Source organism: Streptomyces griseoruber (assembly GCF_001514205.1).
Taxonomy (GTDB): Bacteria; Actinomycetota; Actinomycetes; order Streptomycetales; family Streptomycetaceae; genus Streptomyces; species Streptomyces griseoruber.
The window spans coordinates 111,482-130,235 of sequence record NZ_KQ948768.1; the positions used below are offsets into that span (position 1 = coordinate 111,482).

Below are 18,754 nucleotides of genomic sequence, written 5' to 3' on the forward strand. Positions count from 1 at the left end.
GTGGGGTGGCGGGCGAGGGGTGCGGTACGGCCTGCCCGGGATGATCCCCGGGGGCGGTTTCCTCCGGCGGTGGACGTGACGGAACAGCAGGTCCGGCGAGCACGGCGCCTGCGACCGCGGCTACGACGGGACGTCCACCGCCGACTCCGGGCACCTGTCCGGGAACCGGGGGCAGCGGTGGACCGGTCGGCAGCGCACGCAGTCGGTCGGCGTCGACGCGGCCCCGGTCGAGCCCGTCGTACATCGCGCCGAGCCGCCGTCGGTGCTCGGACAGTGGGGGACTCGCCCGAGGGCCTTCGTCGTGCCCACAGGCACCTTGGCCGAAGCACGGTGCGCACCCGGCGCGCCGCCACGATATGCCGTGGGCGGTGCTCATGCTGACGCACACCGAGGTGGCCCGTCGGCAAACGATCACCCTGCACGGACAGCCCGTCGCGGTCGTGATGGCGACCACGCCGGAGACCGCACAGCACGCCGCGAGCCTGGTCGGCGTCTCCTACGACGCCGAGCCTCCCTCGACCGACATGAGCGTGGCCGACCCCGCCGGCGACGGGCAGACCTATGCCCGAGGTGATGCCGAGGGGGCCCTGGGCTCTTCCGCCGTCCGGCTGGAGATGACGTACCAGACGGCCCGCATCATCACAAGCCGATCGAACCGGCCGGCATCGTCGCCCGCTGGGACGGCGACCGGCTGACCGTCTGGGAGAAGACCCCGTGGGTGCAGGGCGCCGTGTCCACCCTGGCCGGCGAACTCGGCATCCCGCCGGACCACATCCGCGTCTTCTCGCCGTTCGTCGGCGGCTCCTTCGGCAGCCTCGGCCGCACCTGGGTGCACTCCGTCATCGCGGCCATGGCCGCCCGGATGGTCGAACGCCCCGTGGAACTCGTCGTCACCCGCAGGCAGTTGTACTTCGGCGTGGGATGCCGGCCCGCGTACGAGTACGGACTGCGGCTGGGCAGCGACCGGCGGGGCCGCCTGACAGCGTCGGCGCACGAGGTCCGAGCCGAGACCTCCCGCTACGAGACGTACACCGAAGCACACACCAACTGGGAAGGCTGAACTCCCCGATCGGCTTGGACCTCGGCGCCCGCACCCCCCAGGAATCGGCGGTGTCCATTACGGCGGAGATCATCGCCCGGGCCAGCCACCACACCGGGCCGCCCCTGTCACAAGGCACCGGCCCCATCCACCGCACGGCCTACGCCGACGGCCGCCGGATCGGCTCGGAGGCCGTTGGAGACTGATTGATTGAGGCTTCCTCAGAAGCCGCGTCTCACGGCCACGGGATGCCGGTTCGACAGGTCCTTCGAAGCCGTCATGACTCCACCGGCCCTCCAGGCCGTATGGCCGAACCTGCCACCCAAACCTGCAGCAGACCCCTGTGGACCCGCGCGGCGAACTCCTGGATCGCACCAGTTTCCCAGCCATGACTCATCGCTCCTCAGTGAGCGTTCCACGTCCGCCGCTCCTGGATGGTGCACATCGGAGCCACCGATATGGGTGTCTTGTTCGTCCAATGAACATGTCCATTGAGCGTGACGGGAGTCACTTCCTACCTTGTCGCTGCTCGCCGGTCGGTGACCGTGTCGAGCGTTCTGAATCAGGTTTGGTTGAAGAGCCACGCGGAGGAACTCCGCGAAGGCCCATGGGGCGGTTCGGCAGCAGTGTTGCCGGAATGGCCGCGACAGAAGCACCCACATCCGGGGCCGGCAGCGGACGTCGGTTCCGACAGCACTTCGTGCGCAAGGAGTCGTCCATGGTTCCGACCGATTCACCCATTGAGGCAAAAGGAGAGGGTGGCAGACCCACCCTGAGCTCAGGCACTCCGGCCGCAGCGGTTGTCGCTGTCCGCCTTGCGCAGACAGCCCTTTCCGTCCCCGGCGGCGTCGAGGAGACCGACCCCGCACGGCGGGGGCGGTAGCCATGGCCGATGAATCCGCCACCCCGCCGGTCCCGCGACTCGAGGTCCGCAATCTCACCAAGACGTTCGCCGGCGTGGCGGTCCTCGAGAACGCCAGCCTGACGATCGCCCCGGGAGAGGTGCACGCCCTCGTCGGGCAGAACGGCTCCGGCAAGTCGACACTCATCAAGCTGATCTCCGGCGTCTACTCGGCGGATCCGGACGGCGAGATCCTCCTCGACGGCGAGCACATCGGTCCGCCGATCAAGGCCAAGGCGCTGCACGGACAGGGTCTCTCGTTCGTGCACCAGGATCTCGGTCTCGTGCCCGACCTCTCGGTGCGCGACAACGTGCGGGTCGGCCGGCACGCGGTCAACCCGATCACCCGTCGGATCCGAACCTCCGAGGACGCCGTCGCCGTCAGCGAGACGCTGGAATACCTCCGCACCGACATCGACCCGTCGGCCAAGGTCCTGAGCCTGCTGCCCAGCGAGCGGGTCGCGGTCGCGGTCGCACGCGCCCTCCAGGACCGGACGCCCGGCACGGGCGTCGTGGTCTTCGACGAGTCCTCGCGCGCCATCCCCCATGAGGCGCTGCCGGCGTTCTACGACATGATCCGCCTGCTCACGAGCCAGGGCACGGCCGTGCTGTTCGTCAGCCACAACCTCAAGGAGGTGCTCGAGATCGCCGACCGGGCGACCGTCCTGCGCAACGGCCGCGTCGTGGAGACGGGCATTCCGACGGCAGGGCTGGACGAGGCCAAGCTGACCAGCCTCGTCCTCGGGCGCGCCGCAGAGCTCGGCGACATCATGGAGAGCCTGCCGCCCGCGCCCCGGCCCGAGACGGTCGAGTTCGTCGACGTCTGCGGCGGACGGGTCGAGGGCGTGAGTGCCGCCATCCGTCGCGGCGAGGTCGTCGGCTTCACGGGGACGGTCGACTCCGGCCTGTCGGACCTCGGGCCGCTTCTCGGCGGCGACCGGCGAGGCGCCGGCAAGGTCAAGCTCGGCGGACGCGTCGTCGACCTGGCCCGGGCCAGGGTCGTCGACCTCCTCGACGCCGGGATCGCCTTCATCCCCGCCGACCGGCACGACAAGGGTGTCGCCCTCGATCTGACGGTCGAGGAGAACGCGACCCTCCCCCACCTGCGCAGCCGGGGAAAGCCCTGGTGGACCGGGTTCAAGTGGCAGCGCGCCGAGACCGAGGGCATCATCGAGCGGTTCGACATCCGGCCGCCGAACCCCACGATGCCCGTCGCCGCGATGTCCGGCGGCAACCAGCAGAAGGTGCTGCTCGGCAAGTGGCTCCTCGGGACGCCCGACCTGCTCGTGCTCGACGACCCCACCCAGGCGGTCGACGTCGGCGCGCGTCACGCGATCCTCACGGCGAGCCGGCAGGCCGCCGCCGACGGATCCGCGGTCATGGTCTGCTCCGCCGAGGTCGAGGACCTCGCGGCGATCTGCGACCGGGTCCTCATCCTCCAGGACGGCCGGATCGTCCGCGAGATGACGCGACCGTTCGACGCGGACGCCGTTCTCTCCGCGGTCTTCGCCGTCGACGACGCGGCGCACGCTCTCCCCTCCGCACCGACTCCTGCAAACGAGGCCTGATGGCAACCACACGGTCACAACCCACGATCGCCGCGGGCGTCACACGTCAGAAGACGGGCATCCCGCTCACCCGGGCGGCCACCTACCTGCTCCAGCGCTACAGCCTCGTGCTGCTCTGGATCATCATGGTGGTGCTCTTCCTGGTGCTGCTCCCGAACAGCGTCGACCTCGGAAACGCCTCGCGCGCGGTCCTGGGCCAGCAGACACCGGTGGTCTTCCTGGGCCTCGCGGTCATCACCACGATCGCCGTCGGCGAGTTCGACCTGTCGTTCGCGTTCATCTACGGCCTGGCGGGAACCACGTTCCCGGCCCTCGTCGTCCTGCACGGCTGGCCGGTCCCGCTGGCGATCCTCGTAGCCCTCGCCGCGGCGGTGCTCGTCGGCCTCATCAACGCGGTACTCGTGGTCATCGTCGGGATCAGCTCGATCGTCGTCACCCTCGGCACGGGGAGCGTCGCGCTGGGGATCGCGCTGTTGATGTCGGACCAGTCGAACGTGAGCGGCCTCGACCCGGCGCTCGCGCAGGTCGCGCTCGGCAGCTTCCTCGGCCTCCCGGCGGTGTTCTGGTACGGCGTCGTGCTCGTCATCGTCACCGCGTACGTCATGACCGCGACCCCGCTCGGCCGGTCGATGCTGTTCGTCGGTTCGAACCCGAACGTCGCGAGGCTCGCCGGCATCCCCGTCCGCCGCATCCGTTTCGGGGGCTACCTGGTGGCCGCCCTGCTCAGCGGCGTCATCGGCATCATCCTCGCGTGCGGCGTCGGCGGGTTCAGCACCGCGACGGCTCAGGTGCAGATGATGCCGGCCCTCGCCGCCGTGTTCCTCGGAACGATCGCGGTGGTCCCCGGGCGCTTCAACGCGATCGGCATGTTCATCGCCGCCTACTTCCTGCTGACGGGCATGTTCGGGCTGCAGTTGCTCGGGCTGTCCGGATGGGTGACGAACGTCTTCTACGGTGCGGCACTGATCATCGCCATCACCGTGTCGCTTCTTCTCCGCCGCCGCGCACGTGCCTGAACGGGCTCCTGCACGGCACCTCCCTCCCGCCAGGAAACGGAGCACAACACGGTGGGTGAAGTCACGCGGCCCGTTACGGACAGGCCGCCCCGCGGCCGTCCTCTTGACCGCCGCCCGCGGCACAGGAGTCCTCGGGCGGCCGGCGGGCTCCTTGTCGGCTTCGAGATCGTCCTGACTGAACTCGCGGCTCTGCTCGACGACGCGGTGCGGTTCGGGACGCGCGATACGCGTCTGCCCGGACGGTAGCGAGGCCGCGAACGCCAACACGCCGCTGTGTTCCGTCTTCCCCGTCGCGTTGTCACGACACACCCGGGCCGGGCCTCTCATGCTCCTCGCCCGCGGACGGCACAGCGCTCTGCTCTCGAAGAGAGGGCCAAGTGATTACGTACTCAAAGAAGAGAGGCAATCTCATGCTGAACGGGCGCAATCGGTCACGCGAACTTCTCGCGGCCTGCACGGTGTTGGCACTCACCCTCGTCGGCTGCGGCAGCACCAAGACGAACTCGGGCTCGTCGGGAGACGCGAAGGGCGCCGTTGCGGCCAGCGTCGCGGAGGCGGTCAAGTCGGCGAGACAGCCGATCGACACGTTCGTCGCGCCGGGTCCGGCCCTCGACACGTCGAAGATCACCGGCGGCAAGGTCTACGTCATCGTGCCGGCGCTCGAGGTGCAGGACTTCTCGGTCGTCGCGAACGAGATCAAGAGCGTGTTCTCGCGCTTCGGCGTCGACGTGGAGGCGTGCGGCACGACCGGCGGCTCGCCGGACGGCGTCGCCAACTGCCTCCAGCAGGCCATCAACGCGAAGGCCATCGGCATCGTCACCGTCGGCATCACGCAGAACACCGCCCCGAGTGCGATCGCCGCGGTCGCGAAGGCCGGTATCCCACTGGTGAACGGCATGACGACGTCCTCCGGCCCCGGCGACCCGAAGCTCGTCAGCTACGTGGCCCCCGACTTCGTGAAGCTCCACTCCTGGCTGACCGATCAGTTCATCGTCGACTCCAAGGGCTCGGCCCATGTGCTCGCGATGCGCACGACCTCGAACGACATCACGCCGGCCTGGGCCAACGACGGTGTCGTCAAGGTGCTGAAGGACGACTGCAGCGGCTGCTCGTCGAAAGTGATCGACGTGAACACGGTCAACCAGGACAAGATCCCCACCGAGGTGTCGACGTCGCTGGTGGCGGACTCCAGCATGAAGTACATCGTGGCCGGTACGAACAACTACGTCCCCGATGTCGTCTCGGGAGCGCAGGCCGCCAGCCGTAGCGCCACGGACACCCAGGTCGGCACCGTCGGCGGCTCCCTGGCCGTGATGCAGCAGCTCGGCAAGTCCCAGTGGACCGCCGCGGTCGCCGCGTTCAGCCTTCCGGCACTCTCCTGGTACCTGTCCGACTCGCTGCTGCGGCTCATGGTCGGTCAGCCGCGCGCGGGCGCGCTGGACTTCCCGTTCCAGCGTCTGTTCACGTCCGCCAACGTCGCCGGCCTCGACCTCACCCAGAAGGGGTGGTCGAGCGGCTCGTGGTACGGCAAGGCCGACTACGTGGACGGGTTCCTCAAGCTCTGGGGCAAGAAGTAGATGACAGGCGACGAAAGCATCGAGCGCAACAAACAGGTTGTCGAGGCGTTCGTCAACGACGTGGCGATCGCCAAGCGACTCGACCGTCTGGACGACCTCGTCGCGGTCGACTACCTCCAGCACAATCCACACGCCGGGCAGGGGCGCGAGGGCGTCCGTGAGTACTTCGCCGGATTCCATCGCGCACGCGAGAAGGACCTCGATCCTTCCGGGACCGTCGAGGTCCACCTGATCGGCGAGGGGGATCTCGTGGTGCGTCACGAGATCCGCGTCAACGGGCTCCACATCGACATCTGGCGGGTTCGGGGCGGCATGCTCCAGGAGCACTGGGACGCGTGGCGTTCGGCGCCGGGCTACGACCCGCCGGCGGGTTCGTGACGGCGGGGGTCGGAGCCGGTGAGGCGGCGGCATCGGAACCCGAGCGGCTCGAACGCAACAAGCGGCTCGTCGAGGACTTCCTGGCGGTCGCCCACGGCGATCTCGCGGGTCTGGACCGGCTCGGCGAGTTCGCGGCGGCCGACTACATCCAGCACAACCCGAACATCGGGCAGGGCCTCGAGGGGCTGCGCACGTTCTTCACCCACATCCTCTCGCTCCCTCCCTCCGAGCGCCTTGACCCCTCCAAGGAGCTCGAGGTGCACCTCATCGCGGAGGGCGACTTCGTCGTCCGGCACGAGATCCGCGAGGACGGGTTGCTCATCAACGTGTTCCGTCTCGAGGACGGCCTCGTCAAGGAGCACTGGGACGCATTCCGCCCGCCACCGGGCGGCACGATCATCCACGGTCTCGAATGAGACATCGACATCCGGAAGGCAGTTCAAGAACCTGGACCGTCTCGACGGTCGCGCGGGCGCCCGCGAGTTCCTCGCGTTCTTTCACAGGGGTGCGCGACGGCGTGCTCCATCAGCGGTGGGACTCCTGGCACCTGCGCCAGGGCACGAGCTTCTTCCGGGATTCTGATCCAGCGAAGGGAATGGGAATGGCTGACGAGACCCACGATCTCGAGCGCAACAAGCAGATCGTCGCCGAGTTCTTCGAGATCGCCCACGGCACTGTGGCGGGACTGGAGCACCTCGACCGGTACGTGGCCGAGGACTACATCCAGCACAACCCGAATATCGAGCAGGGCCGCGAGGGGCTCCGGAAGTTCTTCACCTACATCCTCTCGCTGCCCCCGGAGGAGCGGCTCGACCCGGCGAAGGAGATCGAGGTGAACGTCATCGCCGACGGCGAGTTCATCGCCCGTCAGGCAATCCGCGAGGACGGGATGCTGATCGACGTCTTCCGCGTACGCGAGGGGCTGCTCGTCGAGCACTGGGATGCCTTCCGTCCGCCGCCCGGCGGCAAGGTCATCCACGGACTCGAGTGACCCCACCCGACTTGAGCACCGGCGCCGTCCGGCCCCTGCTGGAACCGGATGGCGCCGGCATCTCCGCGCCGACGACGCGGATCGGCCGTGAGCGTTCCCAGGGCATGGGCAGCACGGGCTTCACCACTCGGCCGGGCACATGGAGCCGGGAACACTTCGGTATCGCTCTTACCCCCGCGGGCGTAAGAGGCAGTGGGACCAGGAGGAGACAGACCATGGGCGATCGAGCGACGGAGATCCGCGAGCTTGCTCCCGATCTCTTCATGATCCGGACGGGCTTCCCGCAGGTCTACCTCTGGCGCGACGGGTCAGAGGTCACGATGATCGACGCAGGGTTTCCCGGGGACGAGCCCGCGCTCGCCGCCGCCTTCGCCGAGCTGGGATTCCGTACCACGGCCCTCCGGCGGCTCGTGCTCACGCATCACCATGAGGACCACACGGGCGCGGCCGCGGACGTGGCGAGCTGGGGCGATGTCGAGGTGGTCGCGCATCGCGCGGACGCTCCGATCATCCGCGGCGAGCGTCAGCCCCCGCGCCGGACGCTCACCGAGGAGGAGCGCGCGGTGTTCGAGCGGCTGTCCGCCGGCATCCCGCCGGCCCCTCCGTGTCGCGTCGACTCCGAGGTGGAGGCGGGAGACGTCGTCGCGATCGGGGGCGGGGCGGCGGTGATCAACGGAGCAGGGCACACGGAGGGCAGCATCGGCCTCCTGGTCAGGGAGTCCCGTGTCCTGTTCACCGGCGACCTCATCGTCACCCTGTCGGGAGGGCCCACGCTGGGCTATTTCAACGACGACGCGGCATCGGCCCGCCGCTCCGCCGCGGCGATGGCCGCCCACGACGTCCTGCTGCTGTGCCCTGGACACGGCGATCCGGTGGCGGACCCGCGGGTGCTGAGCGGGTGGGGAGCGGCGCTGGAGTCCTCCGCACCCGGCAACCTGTAGCGTCTCGCGCAGACGCGGCACCCGGAGACACGGTCTGCGCCGTGATCGTCAGGGGGCCGTCTCGGCTCGCGGGACGCCCGCCGTGTTACGGCTTCGCGGATCCGCTCGGCGGCCCGGCGGGCCCGGTACGCCTTCTGTCGGCAGGCGGCCGGTCGTAGACGGCGTCCCGGCGGTGACCGTGGCCCAGGGCGAACCGGTCCGGCTTCTCGTCGTAGGTCAGGTTCCCGCTCATCGGGGTGAGCGCCCGACGGCGAGCCGACCCGGTGCGTGGGCGCGGGGCCGGCCCCTGGTATCGGGGCCGGCTCCTGGTATCAGTGCGGCGTGACCTTGCCCGCTGGCTGATCACTTCGCCTGGGAGAGCGAGACCGCGTCGGGGCCGGCGGGGAATCGCAGCTGGCCGGTCGTGTCGTGCACGGCTCGCCACACTGTCTCGGCGACGTCGCTCTCCTTGGTGAACAGGTCCTGGCCCGTGAAGTCGCCCATGGCCTTCTTCGCCCATGGTGCGTAGGGCGCCGGGACCAGCTCGTCCAGCGCGGCGCCCTTCGTCGCGTTGGCCGCGAAGTTCGTCGTCAGGCAGGCGCCCGGCTCGACCGTCTTCGCCCGCACACCGAACGGCGCGAGCTCGAGCGCGAGGGATGCGGTGAACCCCTCGATGGCCATCTTGCTCGCCTTGTAGACGGCCGAGAGCGGCATGTGCCCCAGCACCACGCTCGAGGTCACGTTGACCACCACGCCGGAGCCACGCTCGCGGAACTGGGGCAGCACCGCCTGCGTCATCGCCATCACGCCGAACGTGTTGGTCTCGAAGACCTCCCGCACTCGGGCCATGGGGGTGCCCTCGAACACGCTGATCGAGGGCACGCCCGCGTTGTTGACCAGGACATCGATGGGGCCCTCGGCCTCGAACGCGGCGGTGATGCTCTCGGGCCTGGTCACGTCGAGCTCGATGACGCGGAGCCGGTCCGACTCAGGAAGGACGCCTGGACGCGGCGTCCGCATCGTGGCGATGACGTTCCACCCCTGCGAGTGGAAGTAGAGGGCGGTCTCCCGCCCGTACCCGGATGAGGTACCAGTGATCAGAACTGTCTTCATGTTGTGCCCCTTTGCGATGTGGTGGGATCCATACGGGTGGGCAGGCATTTTCCTGCTCCACGGGAGAACCGGTGATCCCATTGAATCGTTCTGACCTGCGGAGATAGTAGAACTATCCTCGCTGCTCCTTGCACGATCCTCCAGTAGGGCCCACCCAGCTCAGGGCAGGAGACCTGCCGGCGCACGCACGGCCTGCCGCAGACGGGCGGCGTCCTGGCTGGGGGGCGCGCCGAACTGGCGGCGGTACTCCCGGCTGAACTGCGACGGGTTGTCGTAGCCGACGCGGTGGCCGACTCCGGTGACGTCTCCGGGGTGGGTGGCGAGCAGCAGCCGGGCCTCCTGGAGCCGGATCTGCTTCTGGAACTGGATGGGGCTCATCGCGGTCACCGCTTGGAAGTTGCGGTAGAAGGCGGAGACGCCCATGCCGGACTGCCGCGCCACGTCCTCGACCCGGAAGGGCTGCGCGTAGTGCTCGCGGATCCAGCGCACGGCCCGCGAGATGTGGCTGAGGCTGCTGTCGGCCAGGCCGAGCTGGCGAACCGTCGCACCCTGCTCGCCGGTGATCAGACGCCACAGGATCTCGCGCTTGACCAGCGGGGCCAGTACGGCCCGGTCGCGGGGCTCGTCGAGCAGGCGCAGCAGCCGGACCACCGCGTCCAGCAGCGCGGACGGAGCGTCACTGACGGCGATCCCCGACGGCGCGCCCCCGCTGCTCCGGGGGCCGTCTCCGGGCCCGGCCTCAAGGAGCAGCTCGGCAACGGCGGACGGTTCCAGGACGAGACCGAACCCCAGCGCCGGCTGCTTGGGGTCGGCCTGGGTGAACTGCCCTGTGACAGGCAGATCGACGGATGCAACCAGGTACTGCCCGGGTCCGTACTCGAACACCCTCTCACCCAGGGCGAGGCGTTTGGCGCCCTGCGCGATGACCGCCAGGAGCGTGCCGGACATCGAAGGCGCCGGCGGATCAGGGCGGTCGACCTTCGAGATGAGGACGCCGTCGACGGCGGTGGTCCAGTCGGGCCGCGCATGGCGGGCCAGCAGGGTGCGGAGTTCTTCGAGGTGCATGCGTCCATTGCAGCACCATTCCGCGCCGAGGTTCCCAAAGCCGCGAGGATCGTGCAAGTACAAACGAGTATCGGTCTAACGTTTTCGCAGTTCAACCCGCTTGAATGGAATCACCGCACTCCATCACCGAAGAGGAAGAGAAAAAATCCATGATTGCCCACTACGGCTTCAGCGCGACCCTGACCGCCAGGCCCGGTATGGGCGACCAGCTCGTCGACCTGCTGCTGACCGGACTGAACGAGGGCAGCCCCGGCGCGAGCGAATACTGCCTCGTCTACCTCGTCTCCCGCTCCGCGTCCGACCCCGACGTCGTCCACGTCGCCGAAGGCTGGACCAGCGAGGAGGACCACCACCGCGTCTTCGCCGGCAGGACCGCCCAGGCCATCGTTGCGCAGATCGACCCGCTGCTCGCCAAGGACTCCGAGTACACCGACTACGTTCCGGTCCGCGGCAGATCCGCCCTCTGACCCGCCGAACACCCCACACCCCAGCCTCTGCCGCCTCGGTGCCCACCGAGGTGGCCCCCGTCCTCGCCCGACCGTCCCGCCACCACCCACGAGAGGCAACGACCATGACCACAGCCCGCCCCTCCCTCGACCCCGAACTGCATGAACTCCTGGCCGACATGCCGCTGATGTCCCAGCTCAGCCCGGAAGTGCTGGCGCAGGTACGCCCCTTCTCCTCGATGCCCGTCGAACTCCTCCTCGAAGGTCGCGCTATCGACCGGCGCGAGGTCACCGTTGCGAGTTCGGACGGCACCCCGATCCCCTTGTCCGTCTTCAGCCCCGCGAACAGCGATCGCACCGCTGCCGCACCCTGCGTCTACTGGATGCACGGCGGCGGGATGGTCATGGGCGACCGCTTCTCACAGATCGACATCCCGCTGGAGTGGCTCGACGAGTTCGGCGCCGTCGTGGTCTCCGTCGACTACCGGCTCGCGCCCGAGTCCACCGGCACCATCCCGGTCGACGACTGCTACCAGGGACTGCTCTGGATCGCCGACCACGCCGCCGAACTGGGCATCGACCCCGCCCGGATCATCGTCGCAGGCGCCAGCGCGGGCGGCGGCCTCGCCGCCGGCGTCACCCTGCTGGCCCGCGACCGCGGCACCCCGCCGATCGCCGCCCAAGTCCTGATCGGCCCCATGCTCGACCACCGCAACACCACCACTTCCAGCCTCCAGTACTCGAACGGGCCCGGCGTCTGGACCCGCGAGATGAACGGATTCGGATGGCGCTGCCTCCTCGGCGACCTCACCGACGACGAGGTACCCGCATACGTCTCACCCGCCCTGGCCGACGACCTCGCGGGCCTGCCGACCACCTACATCGACACCGGCTCCGCCGAAGTCTTCCGCGACGAGGACACCGACTACGCCACCCGCATCTGGGCGGCCGGCGGCCAGGCCGAACTCCACGTCTGGGCAGGCGGCTTCCACGGATTCGACGCCCTGTACCCGCAGGCACACATCTCGGCCACAGCCCGCCGAACCCGCACCGACTGGCTCGCCCGGCTCCTGCCCACGAACCCCGCCGCATAGGTGAAGTCGACGAGTTTCGGTCATACGCTTCAGCCTTGGATAAGACCTCAGCGTCTGCTGTCTCCGGGCGCGAGCAGGCTGGTGACCTCGGCGATCGCCTCCGCCGAGGGGTGGAAGTAGCGCCGTACGTTCTCCTGCTGCTTGTGCCGGGACTTCGCCATCAGCATGGGCAGGCTGGCCCCGGCCTCGCCGAGGTCGGTGAGACCGGAATGGCGGTAGTTCGTGCAGGTCCCAGCCTGTGCCCGGCACCCCGCCGACTGCGGTGTGGGCGTCGAGCAGGGCGCGGGCCTGGCCGTACGACAGCCGGACCAGCCCGGTGTCCGGGCACACGTCACGCGGCGCGAGGAGCTTGCCGGGACCCGGCTTGCGGTGGGTGACGAACACCGGCCCGCGCGGGCGGCCCTTGATCAGCCGGGGCAGCAGGCGGGCGGTGCCGGCGTCCCAGTACACGGGCTCCAAGACGTAGTCCTCGCGCGGGGCACCGCGGCGGCGGGTACGCGGCTTCGAGCCCTTGGCCTTCACCGGGGCCCTGCGGGCGGCAGGGTCCAGCTCCTCGATGTTGACGCCGAGGATCTCCTCCGCCCGCGCGACGGTCACGTACAGCATCCGCCACAGCGTCTTCTCCCGCAGGTGGACCTCGCGCCGGGCGATCAGCCGGTCCACGGCCGTCTTCGAGCGGGCCGGGGTCTCCGAGTCCGGCGGGGGCATCCGCTTCACCCAGGCCGGGACAGCCGGGCCGTCGTATCCGCGCTCGACACACCAGCCCAGCCACGACAGCACCGCCGCCCGCCGGGCGTTCCACGTGTTGACCGCGGCCTCGCCCCACAGTTGTTCGAGGGCGCCGCCGATCTAGTCGTCCGCGACGGTGGCGAGCGGGCGGGCATCACCGAGGTGCTCGGCGGTCTTACCGACGCCAATTCCGTACGACCGGAGCGTGTTCGCGTTGTCGAGCGAGTCGAGGAACACGTCGGCCGCCGCGCGGACGGTCCACGCCTTCCCGACGGGCAGTCGTACGACGGCGGGCACCGCTTCCCCCCTTGCCGCAGATAACGGGGCCGCTTCGTGCACAGCCCAGAGAACGTCGCCGCAGGTCGTGATCAGCGATGCCGCAGATAATAGGGCGTTATCTGTGGGAAGACTTCAGACCGGCCCCGCGACCGATGCTCCGTCAGTCGCCCACCAGGTCTGACGAATCCTCAGCGCACGATCTGACATGGATGTTCCTCAACCCCCTTACCGCCGCGAGGCCATGCTCGTCGCGTTCGGCGGCCGACGCGTCGACGGCTCGTCGCCGCTGAGCCGGCGCGGAGAGCGGACCGGCGGTATGTTCCTCGGGCAGTCCTCGCTCGCCACCTCTGCGGTCGCCCCGGTTCGGAGCGCGGTTGAAGGTCCCGGACGACGTGCCGCTCGCCGAGGACAAGACCTCCAACGTCACGATGCCCACTCCTCATTGGTGGCTGGGAGTGTCGCGCTGGCTGACTGCCGCGCCAGGCGGCACTCCTTCTCGGGCAGGCCGGCTGTGCTCGGCGGTCCGGTCCTCAAGGCATACACCGAGCTGAAGGTCCGTGATCGACACCGGCTGTGCGGTGCGCAGGGATTCGTTGGCGGCGATACCGACGGCCACGGCGCGCACTCCGTCGAGGTAGCCGGCGGCGCGGCCGAGCGGATCGGTGTGCAGGCGCAGGTCGCGACGGAAAATGTCCTTGAGAAGGATGGCGTCGCCACCGCCGTGCCCGCCGATCCCGTCGGGGATGGCAACATCTTCTGCCCGGTTCCAGTGCTTCTGCACGACGAGGCGGTCTTCGACGGGCCGAACCTGATCAACAGCTGAAGCACCCGGTAGTGCGGACGGATCCAGGTCAACGCCGCCGTCATCATCGAGCTGGATGTGTCCCCGCTCGACGACGGACAGTTCCGCACGTCCCTGCGTGCCGTTGACCGAGACCCGATAGCCCTCCCAGGGACTGTGGGCATTCAGGGAGTACGTGAGTGTGGCCCCGCGGCGGTAGTCGACCAGGACGGACATGTTGTCCTCGATGGTGATGCCTGGCGCGAACGGGTCCTGGTCGCGGCGGTATCCGTCGTGGTGCTCGGCTTGCAGGTACAGCGCTTCGAGCCGCGGATCATCACGGAGGTCGAGCGCGAAGGGATCCGCTCCGGCGCCGGTGCCGCGCTCGGGGCGGGGTCCCATTCCGCGGGCCGCTGCGTTCGCGTCACCGTAGAAGCGCAGCCCTGCGGAGGCGTAGACGCGTTCGGGTATGTCGTCGAGCCACCAGTTGACAAGGTCGAAATGGTGGCTCGCCTTGTGGACGAGCAGTCCTCCGGAGTTGTGCTTCTCGCGGTGCCAGCGGCGGAAGTAGTCGGCCCCGTGCATCGTGTCCAGGACCCACTCGAAATGGACGCTGGTGATCTCACCGATGACGCCACTGGCGATGACCTGACGCAGCGTCGAATTGCGGGGCGCATAGCGGTAGTTGAAGGTCATGATGAGGTCGTTGCCGGTATCGGCGACTGCCCGGACGATACGTCGGCACCCTTCGGCGTCAGTGGTGAGCGGTTTCTCGACGACGACGTCCGCCCCCGCGCGCAGGCTGCGGTCGACCATGTCCGCGTGCGTCCGGTCGACGCTGGTGACGATGACGGTCTCGACGCGCTGCTCTGCGATCATCCGCTCGAGCCTGTCGGGGGTATAGCGGGGCAGGCGGGCGGGAGCATCGCCACCACCGGCACGCCCGGCTTCGTTGTCGTAGTAGTCGATGCGGGCCGGGTTGGGGTCAAGCCACGCGACGATCTCTCCGACATCGGCGTGCTCGCCTGTCAGGGCGGCAACGTACATGCCGGCACGATGCCCGGTGCCGGCGACCGCGTAGCGGCGCCGGGGCTGGTCCGCGGGAGGTGGGGCGAACTCCCCCACCACTTGGGGATTCACCGTGGTGCTGGTGCTCGATGCCGGTAGGGGTGCGGTCGGGTTCTGGTCCACGAGGCGGTACTCGGTCATGATTCCCTTAGCTTTCAGCGCCTCTTTGCGCATGGCCGGGTCAGTATGGGTGGTCGCATGGTGAGGACAGGAGGCTGGATCGTTCAGAGCGCCCGAAGTGGGCGACCACGCTGGTCAGGGCCCTGCTGGTCCTGACGAACCGTGAAGTCGCCCGCAGGCCGATGATCTACGCCGGAGTCGTCCGCCCGCGACCAGCCCGAGCACACCGGAACCCGCGGCACACCAGATCCGTGACCTGCGACTTCACCCTGGACCAAGGTGATCACCAGTGCACTCGCCCGGCTCGATGCCCTCCTGAACCCGGCGAACGGCCCTGCCTGCTCGCAGGGTGCCCGACGGCGGTACCGGGACCTGGTGGACGGACGCCCCGAGGCCGGAGTCGGCTTCATGCGGCCGCCGGGCGGCCCTGTCCCGGGCTACCAGGAGGCCAGTGAGCCGTCCGTGTTGCGCCAGACCGGGTTGCGCCAGCGGTGGCCGCGTTCGGCGGCGGCCCGGACCGCGTCCTCGTCGATGGTGATGCCGAGGCCGGGGGCGGTGGGTCGGTCGATGTAGCCGTCGCGGAAGGTGAAGGGCGTGGTGTCGGCGAGGTAGTCCAGCAAGCCGCTGCTGTCGCCGTAGCCGATGCCCAGTGCCTGTTCCTGGATGAGGAAGTTGGGGATCGCGAAGTCGAGTTGCAGGCTGGCCGCGAGGGCGATCGGGCCGAGCGGGCAGTGCGGGGCCACCAGGACGTCGTAGGTCTCGGCCATCGCGGCGATCCGGCGGGTCTCGGAGATGCCGCCGGCGTGGCTGATGTCGGGCTGGGCCACGGCGATGCCGTCGGAGAGCACCGAGCGGAAGTCCCAGCGGGAGTAGAGCCGTTCGCCGGTGGCGATCGGGATGGAGGTGGAGCGCACGACGGCGCCGAGGTCCTGGGAGAACTCCGGCAGTACCGGCTCCTCCACGAACAGCGGCAACAGCGGCTCCAAGAACGGCAGTACGCGGCGGGACATCGCCCCGCTGAAGCGGCCGTGGAAGTCGAGTGCCAGGTCGCGGTCCGGGCCGATGGCCTCGCGGACCGTGGTAACGCCGTCCACGATGGCGTTGATCGCGGCGGGCGTGGCGAGGGGCTCCAGCTGGCCGCAGGGGTTGAACTTGACCGCCGTCATACCCTTGGCGACCTGCGCGGCCGCCGACTCGGCCAGTTCCTCCAGAGTCTCGCCGCCGACCCAGCCGTAGACGCGCACCCGGTCGCGGACGTGGCCACCGAGGAGCTGGTGGACCGGAACGCCGTGGGTCTTGCCCGCGATGTCCCACAGGGCCTGGTCGATGCCGGCCAGGGCGCTGTTGAGGACGACACCGCCGCGGTAGAAGCCGCTCTTGGCGAGCACCTGCCAGTGCTCTTCGATGCGGGCGGGGTCCTGGCCGACCAGGTAGTCGAACATCTCCTCGACGCAGCGGGCGACGGTCTGGGCCTTGCCCTCGACGATGGGTTCGCCCCAGCCGGAAATGCCCTCGTCGGTGTCGACGCGCAGGAAGAGCCAGCGCGGTTCGACGAGGAAGAGCTCATGTCCAGTGATCTTCATGGGGTGGACCTCCGGTCCTGTGCTGTGTACCACCGGGCGGGTGAGCCAGTGTGGTGAGGGCGGGCGAGAGGAACTGCCCGCCCCGGGGGAGACAGGCGAGATGTGAGGAAGGGGCTGCTGTGCGGGACACCCGCGGGCGGAGCCCATCGGGATGCGCAGGCCGGGTCGTTCCTTGAGCGATAGGGGTCCCGCCCGGAACGGGCGAGGGCGGCCTACTCCTGGGAGCTGATGCTGCGGCCACCGTCCACGAGCAGGTTCTGGCCGGTGACGAAGGAGGCGTCCTCGGAGGCGAGGAAGGCGACGGCGGCGGCGATGTCCTCGGGGGCGCCGAGCCGGCCGACGGGGGTGCGTGAGGCGACGAGGGCCTTGTACTCGTCGGGCACCTCGGTCCACAGGGCGGTGGCCACGGCTCCGGGCAGGACGGCGTTGAACCTGATCTGCCCGCCGTACTCGACGGCGAGCTGGCGTACGAGGGCGTCGATCCCCCCCTTGGCCGCCGCGTAGGCAGGGAAGCCCTTGAAGCCGACGACCGCGTGTACGGACGAGGTGATCACCACGGCGCCCCTGGCCGTCCTGAGCAGGGGCACGGCGGCGCGGACACCGTAGAAGACGGCGTCGAGGCAGAGCCGCAGCTGGTGGTGCCAGGTGGCGTCGTCCAGTTCGTGTGCCGCTCCGTGTACGTTCTGGCCGGCGTTGAGGTGGAGCACGTCGAGGCGCCCGGTCCAGGACTCGGCCGCGGTGACGGCCGCGGTCCACTGACTCGGTGCGGTGACGTCGAGGCACTGGTCCTGCGCCCGTCCTCCTGCGGCGCGGATCTCCTCGGCGACGCGATGGGCGCCCTCGGCGTCCACGTCGGTCACGAGGACCGACGCTCCCTCCGCCGCCAGTCGGCGGGCGGTCGCCGCTCCGATGCCGGAAGCGGCCGCGGTCAGCAGGGCCGTGCGGCCGGTGAAACGCGCCGGCGCGGCGACAGTCATGGCGTCCCTCCTGGTTCTGCCGGTCCAGCCGTGGAACTGCGCAGCACCAGCCGCGGCTCGGTGGGTACGACGACGTCTCTGAGCGGCGCGCCCTCGATGGCGGCCACCAGGGCGTCCACGGCCGCGGTTCCCAGCTCGTACAGGGGCATGGCCACGGTGGTCAGCGGGGGGTGGAGGTGTGCGGCGACGGGCAGGTCGTCATTGCCGATCACCGAGACGTCCTCGGGGACGCGCAATCCGAGACTGCGGATCGCGGCCATCGCACCCATCGCCTGCGCAAGGGAGCTGGTGTAGAGCGCGGTGACCGGCGGATGGCCGTCAGCGTCCACGGGGCGGAGCAGTTCCAGTGCCGCGGACCCACCGCCGTCCTCGGTGAAGTCGCCGGACGCCACCGGCGCGGCGGACAGCCCCAGCTCCCCGGCGTGCCGCAGGAACGCTTCCTTTCGGGTGTCGCTGGGAGTGATGCCCGGCGGGCCCGCGATGTGGCCGACCGCGCGGTGACCGAGGCTGTGCAGGTGGTCGAGGGCGGTGACACTGGAACGGGCCACGTCCATGGTGACGTTTCGCTCGGACCCCTCGACCGACCGGTTGACGAAGACGTGCGGGACCGGGCTGGCGCGGAGTGCTTTGAGCAGGGGGTGACCGGGGCGGGCGGAGGCGATGAGCAGCCCGTCGACCCTGCCCTCCTGCACCAGGTCGTTGAAGGACTCGTCGGCTTCCTGCCCGTCGAAGTCCTCGGCCAGCAGGGAGAGATAGCCCAGTTCACGGGATCGCTGGTAGGCGCCGCGGGCGATGGTGACGTACGTGGGGTTGTCCAGGGCGGGGACCAGCAGGGCCAGTGCGTGCGTGCTGGCGCCGGCCAGCGCCCGGGCCCCGGAATGGGGCCGGTAGCCGAGCGCCTCGGCGGCCTCGTGGACGCGTCGGCGTGTCTCCGGCCGCACGTTCAAGTCCTGTCTGCCGTTCAGCACCTTGGACACGGTGGCCTTGGAGACTCCGGCCCGCTCCGCCACGTCCACGAGCCTCGCCCTGACGGGCTGTTCCGACACGCGGGTCCTCCTTCCGGGTGGGCGCCATGGGCCGCTCGGCATCTGCGGCGGTGGCATGTTCTG

At 69.6% G+C, this 18,754-nt stretch carries 19 protein-coding genes and 1 pseudogene; 12 read left to right on the plus strand and 8 right to left on the minus strand.

The features are described 5' to 3' along the window. Window positions 1-374 precede the first annotated feature (374 nt). From AQJ64_RS52325 to AQJ64_RS17425, 10 genes are all read left to right on the plus strand, one after another. The gene (locus AQJ64_RS52325; protein WP_420876554.1) at window positions 375-695 is read left to right on the plus strand and encodes a hypothetical protein; all 321 of its coding nucleotides are present in this window, start codon (window positions 375-377) and stop codon (window positions 693-695) included. After that, window positions 692-1,060, plus strand: coding sequence for a molybdopterin cofactor-binding domain-containing protein (locus tag AQJ64_RS52330; protein WP_425315612.1), 369 nt, complete (start codon window positions 692-694; stop codon window positions 1,058-1,060). Before AQJ64_RS52325 ends, AQJ64_RS52330 begins: the two co-directional genes overlap by 4 nt. A gap of 50 nt (window positions 1,061-1,110) precedes the next feature. Beyond that, complete coding sequence (locus AQJ64_RS50900) at window positions 1,111-1,245, plus strand: hypothetical protein (protein WP_398686784.1); 135 nt, start codon at window positions 1,111-1,113, stop codon at window positions 1,243-1,245. A gap of 679 nt (window positions 1,246-1,924) precedes the next feature. Further along, on the plus strand, window positions 1,925-3,508 hold the full coding sequence (locus tag AQJ64_RS17395) for a sugar ABC transporter ATP-binding protein (RefSeq protein WP_055636334.1): 1,584 nt from the start codon (window positions 1,925-1,927) through the stop codon (window positions 3,506-3,508). Further along, the gene (locus AQJ64_RS17400; RefSeq protein ID WP_055636333.1) at window positions 3,508-4,524 is read left to right on the plus strand and encodes an ABC transporter permease; all 1,017 of its coding nucleotides are present in this window, start codon (window positions 3,508-3,510) and stop codon (window positions 4,522-4,524) included. Before AQJ64_RS17395 ends, AQJ64_RS17400 begins: the two co-directional genes overlap by 1 nt. A gap of 410 nt (window positions 4,525-4,934) precedes the next feature. Further along, window positions 4,935-6,101, plus strand: coding sequence for a sugar ABC transporter substrate-binding protein (locus AQJ64_RS17405; protein ID WP_055636332.1), 1,167 nt, complete (start codon window positions 4,935-4,937; stop codon window positions 6,099-6,101). Next, window positions 6,102-6,479, plus strand: coding sequence for a nuclear transport factor 2 family protein (locus tag AQJ64_RS17410; protein ID WP_055636331.1), 378 nt, complete (start codon window positions 6,102-6,104; stop codon window positions 6,477-6,479). It abuts the gene before it with no gap. Then, window positions 6,437-6,895 carry a nuclear transport factor 2 family protein gene (locus AQJ64_RS17415; RefSeq protein ID WP_055636330.1) on the plus strand — a complete coding sequence of 153 codons (459 nt, stop codon included), beginning with the start codon at window positions 6,437-6,439 and terminating at the stop codon, window positions 6,893-6,895. The genes AQJ64_RS17410 and AQJ64_RS17415 overlap by 43 nt, the downstream gene beginning before the upstream one ends. Window positions 6,896-7,080: 185 nt before the next feature. Then, the gene (locus tag AQJ64_RS17420; protein ID WP_055636329.1) at window positions 7,081-7,470 is read left to right on the plus strand and encodes a nuclear transport factor 2 family protein; all 390 of its coding nucleotides are present in this window, start codon (window positions 7,081-7,083) and stop codon (window positions 7,468-7,470) included. 215 nt (window positions 7,471-7,685) lie between these two features. Continuing rightward, window positions 7,686-8,411, plus strand: coding sequence for an MBL fold metallo-hydrolase (locus tag AQJ64_RS17425; protein ID WP_055636328.1), 726 nt, complete (start codon window positions 7,686-7,688; stop codon window positions 8,409-8,411). A gap of 85 nt (window positions 8,412-8,496) precedes the next feature. Here the strand turns inward: AQJ64_RS17425 and AQJ64_RS49110 are convergent, their stop codons facing one another. The 3 genes from AQJ64_RS49110 to AQJ64_RS17435 all read right to left on the minus strand — a co-directional run bounded on the left by AQJ64_RS49110 (window position 8,497) and on the right by AQJ64_RS17435 (window position 10,568). Continuing rightward, window positions 8,497-8,643, minus strand: a complete 147-nt coding sequence (locus tag AQJ64_RS49110; RefSeq protein ID WP_157881045.1) for a hypothetical protein — start codon at window positions 8,641-8,643, stop codon at window positions 8,497-8,499. A gap of 110 nt (window positions 8,644-8,753) precedes the next feature. Further along, complete coding sequence (locus tag AQJ64_RS17430) at window positions 8,754-9,503, minus strand: SDR family oxidoreductase (RefSeq protein ID WP_055636327.1); 750 nt, start codon at window positions 9,501-9,503, stop codon at window positions 8,754-8,756. Window positions 9,504-9,662: 159 nt separating this feature from the next. Continuing rightward, the gene (locus AQJ64_RS17435) at window positions 9,663-10,568 is read right to left on the minus strand and encodes an AraC family transcriptional regulator (protein WP_055636326.1); all 906 of its coding nucleotides are present in this window, start codon (window positions 10,566-10,568) and stop codon (window positions 9,663-9,665) included. A 149-nt stretch (window positions 10,569-10,717) separates the two neighbouring features. On the opposite strand from AQJ64_RS17435, the gene AQJ64_RS17440 reads away from it, so the two are divergent. Beyond that, window positions 10,718-11,035 carry a putative quinol monooxygenase gene (locus tag AQJ64_RS17440; protein WP_055636325.1) on the plus strand — a complete coding sequence of 106 codons (318 nt, stop codon included), beginning with the start codon at window positions 10,718-10,720 and terminating at the stop codon, window positions 11,033-11,035. Window positions 11,036-11,139: 104 nt separating this feature from the next. Next, the gene (locus tag AQJ64_RS17445; RefSeq protein ID WP_055636324.1) at window positions 11,140-12,108 is read left to right on the plus strand and encodes an alpha/beta hydrolase; all 969 of its coding nucleotides are present in this window, start codon (window positions 11,140-11,142) and stop codon (window positions 12,106-12,108) included. 47 nt (window positions 12,109-12,155) lie between these two features. Here the strand turns inward: AQJ64_RS17445 and AQJ64_RS50135 are convergent. From AQJ64_RS50135 to AQJ64_RS17470, 5 genes and pseudogenes are all read right to left on the minus strand, one after another. Beyond that, window positions 12,156-13,134: pseudogene (locus AQJ64_RS50135) on the minus strand (tyrosine-type recombinase/integrase). A gap of 421 nt (window positions 13,135-13,555) precedes the next feature. After that, a complete protein-coding gene (locus tag AQJ64_RS17455) occupies window positions 13,556-15,139 on the minus strand; it encodes a Gfo/Idh/MocA family protein (protein WP_240512783.1) in 1,584 nt (527 codons plus the stop codon). Between the two features lie 383 nt (window positions 15,140-15,522). Beyond that, window positions 15,523-16,815, minus strand: coding sequence for a galactonate dehydratase (gene dgoD, locus AQJ64_RS17460; protein ID WP_157881044.1), 1,293 nt, complete (start codon window positions 16,813-16,815; stop codon window positions 15,523-15,525). 65 nt (window positions 16,816-16,880) lie between these two features. Further along, window positions 16,881-17,645, minus strand: a complete 765-nt coding sequence (locus AQJ64_RS17465) for an SDR family NAD(P)-dependent oxidoreductase (protein ID WP_055636321.1) — start codon at window positions 17,643-17,645, stop codon at window positions 16,881-16,883. Further along, a complete protein-coding gene (locus AQJ64_RS17470; RefSeq protein ID WP_055636320.1) occupies window positions 17,642-18,691 on the minus strand; it encodes a LacI family DNA-binding transcriptional regulator in 1,050 nt (349 codons plus the stop codon). Before AQJ64_RS17470 ends, AQJ64_RS17465 begins: the two co-directional genes overlap by 4 nt. Window positions 18,692-18,754 lie beyond the last annotated feature (63 nt).